Raw genomic sequence first — 12,691 nt, forward strand, 5'->3', positions numbered from 1 at the left:
CAACCGGGGGTATGCGATACTTCGTCTGTCTTGCGACAGAGGAGGACAGATCATGCAAGCCACCGCAGCGCAGCAACATCATCACATCGTCGGCGGCGGGATCGCGGGTCTGGCGACAGCCGTTTTCCTGGTGCGCGATGCCGGTGTTCCCGGCGCGAACATCCATATCCATGAACAGTTGACCGTGGCGGGCGGATCGTTGGACGGCTCGGGCAATGCGACAACCGGCTATCTGATCCGCGGGGGCAGGATGTTCGAGGAACATTTCGCCTGCACCTTCGATCTGCTGTCCTCCATTCCTTCGGCGGATGATCCGGGCGTTTCGGTGACCGAGGATATTCTTGCCTTCAACCGCATGGTGCCCGGTTCGTCGAACTGCCGCATCGTGCGCGACGGCAAGCCCGCCGAGGACCGCTATGACCTGACGCTGGAGGCGCATGACATTCTGGATATCAACCGTCTGATCCTGCACCCGGAGGGCAGTCTTGGGGACCGCAGGATCGAGGACTGGTTTCGCCCTGGGTTCTTCGACAGCAATTTCTGGCTGATGTGGTCCACGATGTTTTCGTTCCAGCCCTGGCATGCGCTGATCGAGATGCGCCGCTACCTGCGCCGTTTCATTCATCTTTTTCCGGGGTTCACGCGGATCGCCGGCATTCTGCGGACCCGGTACAACCAGTACGATTCGCTGATCGCGCCCATCGTGACCTGGCTGCGCGACCGGGGTGTGCAGATCGAAACCGGGGCGCGGATCGCGGATGTTGAAATCCAGGGGACAAGACAGGATCGCTGGGTCTCGCGGTTGGTGCTGGCGGATGGCCGCAGCTTGCCCGTCCGCATGGTGGATCGTGTCTATCTGACCTTGGGGTCAATGACCGAAGGCTCTACCCTTGGTGCGAACGACCGCGCGCCCAGCCTTGAGGCTGATGAGGGCGGTGCCTGGGCGCTCTGGCGCAACCTGGCGGCCCGGCACGAAGGTTTCGGCCGCCCCGACGCCTTTTGCAGCGATACTGGAAAGACGGCATGGCATTCCTTCACGGTCACGCTGGACAGCCCGGATTTCTTCGAGTTCATGGAGGATTTCACCAACAACCGGACCGGCACAGGCGGGCTGATCACCTTTGCGGGATCTGGCTGGACCCTGTCCGTCGTGCTGTTCCATCAGCCGCATTTCCGAGGCCAGACGCACGGGACCTATACGTTCTGGGGCTATGGCCTGCGCGGGGACCGGAATGGCGATTTCGTGGAAAAACCGATGTGGCAGGCCACAGGCAAAGAAATCATCACCGAGCTTTGCGGGCATCTGAAGCTGACCGATCCGCAGAAGGCATGGTTCGATCAGGCGCGCGTGATCCCATGCCGCATGCCCTATATCACAAGCCAGTTCATGCCGAGACATGCGGGTGACCGCCCCGATGTGCGCCCGGCCGGATCGCGGAATTTCGCGCTGATCGGACAGTATTGCGAATTGCCCCGCGATTGCGTCTTCACGGTGGAATATTCCGTGCGGTCCGCGCGCACGGCTGCGGCGGCGATGACCGGGCAGGTGGATGCGCCCCCTCCGGTCGCGCGCACGGATCTTGACCCGCTGGTCCTGGCGCGTGCGGCCAGGGTCCTTTTGGGGATATGAGGCCCACGGCCTGCAGATGCATCTTGCGGAGCTGGCGCGCCGGGCGGGCATGGGCCTGTTGCGCGCGACCGTGGGTATGACGAACCGCGTTTGGCCTGCCCGGGGTGATCCTGTCCCGCCAGATGGCAGGGCAGGTCAAAGGACATCGGCCCCCTGTCTTTGTCGAACTGGAAGTTCCCGGCAGCATGGCCTATCGTGACCCTGCGTCGCTTGCCCGGTCGCGTCGGTTTGGCGCGCGGACAGGGGGCGCGGCCTTTGACGGATCCGGCGCGGATGGCAGCGCCCGTGATCCTGCAACAGGCGCGGGAAATGCAGGAGTGAAGCGAACATGGCCGTGAACCTCAGCCTTCTTGTCAGCGTCGCGGCGATTCTTTCCATGATCTCTCTTGCGCTGGTGGCCTATCTGATGCGTACCGCAAGCGAACAGTTCCACCGGGCCACCCTATGGTACGGGGCCAGCACGCTGTTTCTGCTGCTGGCCGTGTCGGGCGTGCTGCTGGCCAATCTGCTTCCTTTCGCGCCAAGCGCGGTGCTGGTGATCACTGGCGCGCATTTCGGGATCGTCTGTGCCTATGGCGCCTTCCGGCATACCGCCTCGCGGCCGCTGGACTGGCGGCGTGTCGTGGCCTTGTCGGGCACCTTGTGCCTGGTGCAGGGGGTGATGGCCTTCCTGGTCAATTCGGCCTTGCCGCTGATGGTCAGCACCTCCGTCGTGAACTCGCTTGTTGCATTATATGCCGCATCGGACATCATCCGGCTGTCACGCATGGACAAGCGGTTCCTGAATATCCTTCTGGGGCTGCCTTTCGCGATCATCGGGATGGCCTATGTGCTGCGCCTGGTCATGTTGGCGGATACGGGCGGGGCAGAAGCGGCAGCGGCGTCCGTGGCGGCATCGGCGGCGACATCGACGGCGATCATCGCCTTCATCCTTGGCGTGGCGTCGATGTACTGGGGTTTTGCGCTGATCATCCAGCGCGAGGCGGCCCTGAATCAGGAGCTTCTGAAGGCGCGGTTGCAGGCTGAAACCATGTCGCGCCAGCGCGCGCGTTTCTTCGCGCAGATGAACCACGAGATCCGCACCCCGCTGAACGGCATCCTTGGCCTGTCCGAACTGCTCAAGCCGCATCTGCCCGATGGCGAAGGCGCGGCCCTGCTGGCCGAGTTGCAAAGCTCGGGCAACCTGCTGCTTTCCATCGCGAACGAGGTGCTGGATTTTTCAAAGGCCGAGGCCGGGCATGTCCAGCTTGAGACGCTTCCGATCGATCTGCGCGAAGTTCTGCAAAGTGCCACGGGCCAGTACCGCCGGCTTGCCGCCAGCAAGAACGTGAACCTCGGCCTGGTCATCGACCCGCCGGATTTTCCCGCGATCATGGGCGATCCCACCCGGCTCAGCCAGATCCTGCACAATCTGCTGAGCAATGCGTTGAAATTCACCCGTTCCGGCGAGATTGCCGTGACCCTGACTCGTCCGCAGCCGGGCATGGTCACGATCAGCATTCGCGACACCGGGGTCGGGATGACCCAGGACCAGATCAACACGCTTTTCCTGCCGTTCCATCAGGGGGGCGCCGACACCACGCGGCGCTATGGCGGCACCGGGCTGGGCATGAGCATCGTCAAGATGCTGGTCGATGCGATGAAAGGGCAGATCCGCGTCGAAAGCCGCACCGGACAGGGCACGACCATTGCACTGGACCTGCCGTTGCCGGATGCGCCGACCCTGACGCGGCCCGCGCCCGAACCCGGCGAGGCGGCGGATTGGGCGGCGGATTGCGCCGGCCTTTCGATCCTGTGTGCCGATGACGACCCGATCAACCGGCTGGTGCTGCAGGCTTTGCTGCAACTTGACGGGATTGATCCGGTCATGGCCGAAGACGGTCACGAGGCGGTTCGCCTGGCCTGCCTGCAAAGCTTCGATGCCTATCTGATTGATATCTCGATGCCGGGCATGGACGGGGTCGAGACGTTGATGACCCTGCGCGAGGGCGACAGCCGCCAGCCGGGGACCCCGCCCTTGGCCGTTGCCGTCACGGCGAATGTCATGACCGAGGATGTCCATTCCTATTTTGCCGCCGGTTTTGACGCGCATCTGCCCAAACCGATCCGCCGTGAAGAACTGACGACGATCCTGCGCGAAATCCTGTCGCGCAAGTACCAGACGGTCTGACCCGCCGATCCCCTGCCGACAGCACGGTTGATCTTGTGTGACGGATCGGGTGGAATGAATATGTTCGAGAAGAACATGTTGCGTATCGGTCGCCCTGGGGCTTGCCCATGTTCAGGTGTCACCTTGCCCCGCGTACCGGCGTCCGTATGCCTGGCTTGGGGGATTGGCGGATGCATGGCGAAGACGAACGGGGCAGGGCCTTTCCCGCAGGGCTGACGCCCGCGCAATTGCGGCGCAGGATTGATCCCGCCAGCCTGGGCTTCGAGACGACCGAAACGCTGGAGGTGGTGCAAGGGCTGATCGGGCAGGATCGCGCCATGCAGGCGATCCGGCTGGCGGCGCGGATCGGGCATCGCAGCTTCAACCTGTTTGTGGTGGGCCCGGCAGGCACCGGGCGGCACAGCGCCGTACAGATGGTGCTGGACCACGAGGCCGCGGATCGGCCGGTGCCCTGCGACTGGGCCTATGTCAACAATTTCGAGGATGAACAAAAACCCCGCGCCCTCAAGCTGCCATCGGGCGAGGCGCAGCGCCTCAAGGCCGAGATGGAAGATCTTGTCGATGATCTTGGCGCGGAAATCCCGGCCCTGTTCGAGGCTGATGACTACCAGGCGCGGCGCAAGGCGATTGAGGCGGAATTCGCCGATGCAGGCAGCGCGCGGATGCAGGAATTTGCGGCGCGCGCCAAGGCCGAGGATGTGGGCATCGTGAACACGCCTTCGGGGTTTCTGCTGGCCGCCATCCGGAATGGCGAAGTGATCGAGAAAGAGGTGTTCGACAAGCTGTCGCCGGACGAACAGGCGCGGATCGAGGAAAAGATCGCGCGCTTCCAGAAAGAGCTGAACGCCATCATCGAAGGCACGCCTGCCTTGGTGCGGGCGCATCGCCAACGGGTCATCGCCCTGCATGCCAGCATGGCCGAACAGGCGGTTCAGGCCCGCATCAGCGAGGCACGGGCGAATTTCGCCGGGATCGACAGTGTGCAGCAGTATCTTGACGAGGTCGCGCAGGACATCATCCGCAACGCGGAACTGTTCCTTGAGGCGCATGCCCAGGGACGTGACGGGCCGTTTCCGGCCGGGATCCGCAAGATCCACCGCCTGCCGCAATTCGGACGCTACGTGATCAATGTGATGGTCTCGCATGCCGAGGGCGACAAGACAGGCGCGCCGCTGGAAACCGAGGAGTTGCCGACCCTGAACCGCCTGGTGGGCCGGATCGAGAATATCGCCCATATGGGCGCGCTGATGACCAATTTCACGCTGATCCGCCCCGGTGCGCTGCATCGCGCCAATGGCGGTTTTCTGGTGCTGGATGCGCGGCGCGTCCTGTCCGAACCCTTCGCCTGGGAGGCGCTGAAACGCTGCCTGCAACATCGCACCATCGCCATCACCTCGATGGCGGAAAGGTTGAGCCTGGTGCAGACCCTGTCGCTGGAACCCGACCCCATCCCCCTGGATGTGCGGGTGGTGCTTGTGGGGGACCGGATGCTGCATGCGTTGCTGGTGATGCTGGACCCGGATTTTTCCGAACTCTTCAAGCTACAGGCCGATTTCGAGGAAGATTTTGCCCTGACCCCCGAGAATGCAGAACTCTTCTCGCGGTTGCTTGCGTCTTTCATCCGGCGCGAGGGGCTGCGCCCGCTGACAGCCGCGGCGGTGGCCCGGCTTCTGGAAGAGGCGCTGCGCCGCGCCGAGGATAGCGAGAAGCTCTCGCTGCATCTGGGGGTGCTGGCCGATATCCTGCGCGAGGCCGAGCATTATGCCTGCACGCGACAGGATTGCGCGGATGAGGCGGCGCCGGTTTCGGTCGAGGATATCGAGATGGCCCTGACCGAGGCCGAACGGCGCAACGCCCGGATCCGCGACCGGATGCAGGAGGCGATCACGCGCGGGACCATCCTGATCGACACGGATGGGGCCGTGACCGGCCAGATCAACGGCTTGTCGGTGGCGCAGATCGGCGGGTTTCGCTTCGGTCGCCCCTCGCGGATCACCGCGCGCGTGCGGATGGGGGCGGGCAAGCTGGTCGATATCGAGCGCGAGGTCGAACTTGGCGGGCCGCTGCATTCCAAGGGGGTGCTGATCCTGTCGGGCTATCTTTCGGCCACCTATGCGCTGGAGATGCCGTTTTCCCTGCAGGCAAGCCTGGTGTTCGAACAAAGCTATGGCGGCGTGGACGGCGATAGCGCCTCCTCGGCAGAGCTTTACGCGCTTTTGTCGGCCCTGTCGGGTCTGCCCATCCGCCAGGGGTTGGCGGTGACCGGATCGGTCAACCAGGCCGGGCAGGTGCAGGCGATAGGCGGCGTGAATGAAAAGATCGAAGGTTTTTTCGACATCTGCGTCGCGCGCGGGCTGACCGGGGATCAGGGCGTGCTGATCCCCGCGACCAATGTGCCGCATCTGATGCTGCGGGAAAATGTGGTGGCAGCCGTCGATGCCGGACAGTTTCACATCCTGCCGGTTTCCACCATCGACGCGGGGATCGCAATCCTGACGGGTGTCGATGCCGGGGTGCGGGATGCGGACGGTGCCTATCCCGAGGGTAGCGTGAACGCGCTGGTCGAGGCGCGCCTGGCCAGCTTTGCCACGGCCCGCCAGCAGTTCGGCCGGGACCGGATCGGCAAGGTCACCGGCAACGCAGAGGGATCGGGCCCGGCTTGATCTGGGTCAGGGCAGGGGGTGGCGCGTTACCCTAGTCTTGGCCCGGATGGTGAGAGGGGTTCGGTCGCGCAGAAGTGGGGGCATCTTCCATGCTCCCCTGCCATTGTGCCGGATTCAAGTATTCACTATATGGAATATGAAATTGGCCCGACACCGGGTCAGCAAGACCCCATGGAGGCGCATTATGAAAGCGCAAGTCTTTGCTCTGGTTGGTTTTTTGGCGTCAGCATCGCTGTTGCAGGCCGAATCCCTGATCGTGACCCCGCAACCCGTGACGGATTGGAAAGCCGTCTATGCCCAGATCGAGGCGCAGACCCGTCTGCCGGCGCGCGCCCGGCTGGGTGGGACGCTTGTCTCGCTTGACGCGGTTGAGGGCGACCGGGTCGAGGCGGGGCAGGTGCTGGCCCGTGTGGTCGATGACAAGCTGGACCTGCGATTGCGCGCCATCGACGCGCAGTTGCAGTCGCTGCAATCGCAACTGGACAATGCCAAGGCGGAACTGGAACGCGGCGAGGCGCTGTTGCAGCGCGGCGTGACCACGGTGCAGCGTCTGGATGCGCTGCGTACCCAGGTCGATGTGCTGAACGGACAGCTTGATGCGACGCGGGCCGAACGCTCTGTCATTGTGCAGCAGGCCGCCGAGGGCGATGTGCTGGCCCCGATCGCGGGGCTGGTGCTGACCGTGCCGGTCGCGGCCGGTGCGGTGGTGATGCCGGGCGAGGCCGTGGCCACCATCGGGGGCGGTGGTTTCTTCCTGCGGCTGGCCATCCCCGAACGCCACGCCCGCGCCCTGCGCGAAGGTGACGAGATCAGGATCGACGGCGCGGATGACGGGGCGACGGGGCGTCTGGCGCGCATCTATCCGCAGATCGAGAATGGCCGCGTGATCGCCGATGTGGCGGTCGAGGGGCTGGCCGAAGCTTTCGTGGATGCCCGTGTTCTGGTACGCCTTGCGGTGGGCCAGCGCAGCGCGCTTTTGGTGCCGGAAACCGCCGTGACCACCCGCGCCGGGCTTGATTTCGTGACAGTCGAGGGCGCGCAGCAGGGCGAACGCGCCGTGATGCTGGGTCAGCGCCATGAACAGGGGAATGTGGTGCTGCGCGAGATCCTTTCGGGTCTGGCGGAAGGCGAGACGGTGGTGCTGAAATGACCGACACCCCCCAGTCGCTGGGCATCGCGGGCAACCTGACCAAGGGTTTCATCCGCTCGCCCCTGACCCCGCTGATCATGCTGGCGGCGCTGGCCATGGGCCTCATTGCCCTGATGGTCGTCCCGCGCGAGGAAGAGCCGCAGATCTCGGTGCCGATGGTGAACATCCTGTTGCAGGCGCCGGGGTTGAAGGCCGAGGATGCCGTGCGCCTTGTGTCCGAGCCGATGGAAACCATCGTCAAGGCGATCAACGGGGTCGAACATGTCTATTCGCAGACCATGGATGACGGCGCGATGGTCACCGCCCGCTTCGAGGTGGGCACCTCGTCGGATGCTGCCATTCTGCGCGTGCATGAAAAGGTGCGCGCCAATATGGATCGCATCCCCGTGGGCATTCCCGAGCCGCTGATCATCGCGCGCGGCATTGATGACGTGGCGATCGTGACCCTGACCCTGACCGCAAAGGGCGGGGCCGAGGTCAGCGCCAATGACCTGACCCGGCTGGCGCGCGAGTTGCGCGCGGATCTGTCACGGGTCGAGGATGTGGGCCTGAGCTATGTCGTGGGCGAAGCGTCCGAGGCGATCCGCATCGCGCCCGACCCTGAACGCATGGCGATGTATGGCATCACGCTGCAACAGCTGGCGGGAAAGGTGCAATCGGCCAACCGCACGATGGCCGCGGGCCGTGTGCGCGACGCGGGCCAGCAGATCGGACTTGTGGCGGGGCAAAGCCTGACCGCGCCTGCGGAAATCGCGGGGCTTTTGCTGACCACGCGCGACAACCGCCCGGTCTATGTGGGCGACGTGGCCACGATCGACTTCGTGCCCGACATGTCCGACCGCCTGGTGGCGCATGTGACCCGCAATGACGACGGCACGATCACCCGCAGCCCCGCCGTGACGCTGGCCTTCGCCAAGCGCGCGGGGGCCAATGCCGTGGTGGTGGCCGATCAGATACTGTCGCGGACAGCGGCGCTGCAAGAGATCCTGATCCCTGACAGCGTCGCGGTCGAAATCACGCGAAACTATGGCGAAACCGCCAAGGAAAAAGCGGATACGCTGCTGCTGAAGCTGTTTCTGGCGACATTGTCGATCATCGTGCTGACGCTGGTCGCGATCGGCTGGCGCGAAAGCATCGTGGTCGCTGTGGTGATCCCTGTCACGATCCTGCTGACGCTGTTCGGCGCCTGGATCATGGGCTACACGCTGAACCGGGTATCGCTGTTCGCGCTGATCTTTTCCATCGGCATCCTTGTCGATGACGCCATCGTGGTGATCGAGAACATCGCCCGCCACTGGGGCATGAAGGACGGGCGCGACCGCGTGACCCGCGCCATCGACGCCGTGGCCGAGGTGGGCAACCCCACCATCGTGGCGACGCTGACGGTGGTGGCGGCACTGCTGCCGATGCTGTTCGTGTCCGGCCTGATGGGCCCCTACATGAGCCCGATCCCGGCGGTGGCCTCGGCCGCGATGATCATCTCGTTCTTCATCGCGGTGATGGTCACGCCCTGGCTGATGGTCAAGATCGCGGGGAACGCGCCGATGCATGGCCATGATGGCGCTGATGGCGGCTTTCTGGGGCGCGTGTTTGCCCGTGTGGCCCGGCCCGTTCTGGCCACCAAGGCGCGCAGCCTGACCTTTCTGCTGGCGACGGCGGTTCTGTCCTTCGGCTCGCTTGGCCTGCTTTATACCCAGCATGTGACGGTGAAACTGCTGCCCTTCGACAACAAGAAGGAACTGGCCGTCGTCATCGACATGCCCGAGGGCACATCGGTCGAGGCGACGGATGGGGTGGCGCAATCGGTGGCGCGCATCGCGATGGACCTGCACGAGGTTGTCAGCGTGCAGACCTATGCGGGCACCGCCGCGCCCTTCAACTTCAACGGGCTGGTGCGGCATTATTTCCTGCGGGCGGAACCGCATATGGGCGATGTGCAGATCAACCTGTCAGAGGTGGGCCATGGCGCGCGGTCAAGCCACGAGATCGCGCTGGAACTGCGCGCGCGGCTCAAGGCGCTGGATCTGCCCGAGGGCGCAAGCCTGAAAACGGTCGAACCCCCGCCCGGCCCGCCCGTGATGGCCACCCTGCTGGCCGAGGTCTATGGCCCCACGCCCGAGGCACGGCGCGAGACCGCCGCCAGGCTGCGCGCGGCCTTCGAGAGCGTCGATTTCATCGTCGATGTGGATGACAGCTTCGGCAACCCGCCGCGCCGGTTGCGGGCCGTGATCTCGCCCGATGACCTGGAATTCTTCAAGGTGCAGGAACAGGATGTGTTCGACACGATCGGCATCCTGAACGGGGAAACCACGGTGGGCTATTCGCACCGCGAGGATGGCCGCCGTCCGATCCCGATCACGGTCGCGCGCGACCTGTCGGACCGGGTGATGGACGAGCGGTTCCTGTCCACGCCCATCCCCGCCAATGTGCTGCCCGGTGCGCGTGGCGTGGTGGAACTGGGCGATGTGGTGCGGATCGAGGAAGAGATGATGTCCTATCCGGTCTTCCGCCGTAACGGCCGCCCCGCCGAGATGGTGATGGCCGAACTGGCCGGCCGGTTCGAGGCGCCGCTTTACGGGATCGTCGAAGTGGGCAAGGCCCTGGACGCTATGGACTGGGCCGAGGGGGAAAAACCGCTGGTGCTGTTGAACGGACAGCCGTTGGACGACAGCCGCCCCACGATCCTGTGGGATGGCGAATGGGAGGTGACATGGGTCACTTTCCGCGACATGGGGGCGGCCTTCGGGGTGGCGCTTCTGGCCATCTATGTGCTGGTGGTGGCGCAGTTCGGATCATTCCGGGTGCCGCTGGTGGTGCTGACCCCGGTGCCGCTGACCTTCCTGGGTATCATGGCGGGTCACTGGTTGTGGGCCGCGCCATTCTCGGCCACCTCGATGATCGGTTTCATCGCGCTGGCGGGGATCATCGTGCGCAACTCGATCCTCTTGGTGGATTTCATCCGCCACACGGACCCGGCGGGCAAGTCGCCGGTGGATATCCTGATCGAGGCGGGCGCGATCCGGTTCAAGCCGATCCTGCTGACGGCCCTTGCGGCGATGTTCGGCGCGACGGTCATTCTGGCCGATCCGATCTTTCAGGGGCTGGCGCTGTCGCTGCTGTTCGGCCTGTTCAGCTCGACCCTGCTGACAGTGCTGGTGATCCCGGCGATCTACCGCGTCTTCAAGACGTGAGGGCGGACCGGGGGGATGCATCCCCCCTACGTTGAACAGCGCAGCGCGCTGTTCAACGATCCCCCCGCGGATATTTAATGCAAGAAGAAACGGGGCGGGCCGGTCGGGCGCGCCCTTTTTCTTTGGGGGTCAGGTGCGGATGCCCGCGAAACGGGTCTGCCAATCCTCGCGCTGTTCGTCGGTGATCTTGCCGAACAGGACCTCGGGCACGGTGAAGGCATGTCCGGCGGGCAGGGCGGAAAGCCACTCGCCCAGATCCCCCTCGGGCCAGGGGGCGTCTTGCGCCTGCATCGCGGTGAGCATCGCCGCACTTGCGTCGGGGATGAAGGGCGCGGAGAGCACCGCGTAAAGACGGATCAGGTTCAGGCCCAGGCGCGTCTGCATGGCGGCGCGTTCGGGGTCTTCCTTGAAGGTGACCCAAGGGGCGGCCGATTGCAGGTATTCATTGCCCAGCACCCAGATCGCCCGCAGCTCCTGCGCTGATTTGCGCACCTCCATCGCGTCCATCAGCGCCTCATAGGTGCGGATGCGGGCGGTCAGTGTCTCGATCAGGGCGGTTTCCTGCTCGCCCCAGGCGCCGCCCTCGGGCACGGCCTCGCCGAATTTCGCGCGGCAGAACTTGGTGATGCGGCTGACGAAATTGCCCAGAACGTCCGCGAGGTCCTTGTTCACGCTTGCCTGGAAGTTTTCCCATGTGAATTCGGCATCCGAGGATTCGGGCGCGTGCGACAGCAGCCACCAGCGCCAGTAATCGGCGGGCAGGATCTCCAGCGCCTGGTCCATGAAGACGCCGCGCCCGCGCGAGGTGCTGAACTGGCCGCCGTCGTAATTGAGGTAGTTGAAGGACTTGATGTAATCCACCAGCTTCCACGGCTCGCCCGAGCCGATGATCGTGGCCGGAAAGCTGAGGGTGTGGAAGGGCACGTTGTCCTTGCCCATGAACTGGGTATAGGTCACGTCACCTGCGCCCTTGTCGGTGCGCCACCAGCGTTCCCAGCCCTCTGCGCCAAGGCCCTGCGCCTCGGCCCATTCCGCACCGCAGGCGATGTATTCGATCGGCGCGTCGAACCAGACATAAAAGACCTTGCCCTCCATGCCGGGCCAGTCCTGATCGCCCTTCCTGACGGGAATGCCCCAGTCCAGGTCGCGGGTGATCCCACGATCCTGCAGGCCATCGCCATCGTTCAGCCATTTCTTGGCAATCGACGTGGTCAGGATCGGCCAATCGGTCTTGCTGTCGATCCAGTCCTGCAATTGCTGGCGCATCGCGCTTTGCCGCAGGTAGAGATGCTTGGTCTCGCGCTGCTCAAGGTCGGTCGAGCCCGAGATGGTCGAGCGCGGGTTGATCAGGTCCACCGGGTCCAGCTGTTTGGTGCAATTGTCGCATTGATCGCCGCGCGCAGAGTCGAAGCCGCAGTTGGGGCATGTGCCCTCGATGTAGCGGTCGGGCAGGAAGCGGCCATCGGCCTTCGAATACATCTGCTTTTCGGTCACTTCGCGGATCAGCCCGGCCGCGGCCAGCCGACCTGCGAAATGCTGCGTCAGGCGATGGTTCTGCGCGCTGGAGGAGCGGCCGAAATGATCGAAACTGAGGCGGAAGCCGCGCGCGATCCCGGCCTGCACATCATGCATTTCGGCGCAGTATTCGGCCACGGGTTTGCCCGCCTTGGCCGCGGCCAGTTCGGCCGGCGTGCCATGTTCGTCCGTGGCGCAGAGAAACAGCACCTCATGCCCGCGTCCGCGCTGGTAGCGTGCGTAAAGGTCGGCGGGCAGCTGGCTGCCCACCAGGTTGCCCAGATGCTTGATCCCGTTGATATAGGGAATCGCCGAGGTGATCAGATGCCGTGCCATGTTCTTGCGCCCTTGTCCGAATTGGCCCTTCCTTAG

General features: G+C 64.5%; 6 protein-coding genes. 5 read left to right on the forward strand and 1 reads right to left on the reverse strand.

The genetic code is table 11. The features are described from left to right. Positions 1-52 precede the first annotated feature (52 nt). The 5 genes from ACFQ3C_RS01685 (at position 53) to ACFQ3C_RS01705 (ending at position 10,804) form a co-directional block, all read left to right on the forward strand. Positions 53-1,630, forward strand: a complete 1,578-nt coding sequence (locus tag ACFQ3C_RS01685) for an oleate hydratase (protein WP_380788611.1) — start codon at positions 53-55, stop codon at positions 1,628-1,630. A 328-nt stretch (positions 1,631-1,958) separates the two neighbouring features. Beyond that, positions 1,959-3,800 (forward strand): ATP-binding protein, encoded by a 1,842-nt coding sequence (locus ACFQ3C_RS01690; protein WP_380788613.1) that lies wholly within the window; start codon positions 1,959-1,961, stop codon positions 3,798-3,800. Between the two features lie 170 nt (positions 3,801-3,970). After that, positions 3,971-6,463 carry a Lon protease family protein gene (locus ACFQ3C_RS01695; protein ID WP_380788615.1) on the forward strand — a complete coding sequence of 831 codons (2,493 nt, stop codon included), beginning with the start codon at positions 3,971-3,973 and terminating at the stop codon, positions 6,461-6,463. Positions 6,464-6,647: 184 nt separating this feature from the next. Continuing rightward, on the forward strand, positions 6,648-7,613 hold the full coding sequence (locus ACFQ3C_RS01700; RefSeq protein WP_380788617.1) for an efflux RND transporter periplasmic adaptor subunit: 966 nt from the start codon (positions 6,648-6,650) through the stop codon (positions 7,611-7,613). Next, positions 7,610-10,804, forward strand: coding sequence for an efflux RND transporter permease subunit (locus tag ACFQ3C_RS01705; protein WP_380788619.1), 3,195 nt, complete (start codon positions 7,610-7,612; stop codon positions 10,802-10,804). The genes ACFQ3C_RS01700 and ACFQ3C_RS01705 overlap by 4 nt, the downstream gene beginning before the upstream one ends. Positions 10,805-10,933: 129 nt before the next feature. Here ACFQ3C_RS01705 and metG read toward each other — a convergent pair whose 3' ends face one another. After that, complete coding sequence (gene metG, locus ACFQ3C_RS01710) at positions 10,934-12,655, reverse strand: methionine--tRNA ligase (protein WP_380788621.1); 1,722 nt, start codon at positions 12,653-12,655, stop codon at positions 10,934-10,936. Between the last annotated feature and the right edge of the window lie 36 nt (positions 12,656-12,691).

It is taken from the genome of Seohaeicola saemankumensis, from assembly GCF_042678485.1.
GTDB lineage: Bacteria > Pseudomonadota > Alphaproteobacteria > Rhodobacterales > Rhodobacteraceae > Seohaeicola > Seohaeicola saemankumensis.

Excerpts from the sequence above, each read along its gene's own strand:
- ACFQ3C_RS01700 (WP_380788617.1), top strand. The coding sequence starts at position 6,648 with ATGAAAGCGCAAGTCTTTGCTCTGGTTGGTTTTTTGGCGTCAGCATCG.
- metG (WP_380788621.1), bottom strand. The coding sequence starts at position 12,655 with ATGGCACGGCATCTGATCACCTCGGCGATTCCCTATATCAACGGGATC.
- ACFQ3C_RS01695 (WP_380788615.1), top strand. The coding sequence starts at position 3,971 with ATGCATGGCGAAGACGAACGGGGCAGGGCCTTTCCCGCAGGGCTGACG.
- ACFQ3C_RS01690 (WP_380788613.1), top strand. The coding sequence starts at position 1,959 with ATGGCCGTGAACCTCAGCCTTCTTGTCAGCGTCGCGGCGATTCTTTCC.
- ACFQ3C_RS01685 (WP_380788611.1), top strand. The coding sequence starts at position 53 with ATGCAAGCCACCGCAGCGCAGCAACATCATCACATCGTCGGCGGCGGG.
- ACFQ3C_RS01705 (WP_380788619.1), top strand. The coding sequence starts at position 7,610 with ATGACCGACACCCCCCAGTCGCTGGGCATCGCGGGCAACCTGACCAAG.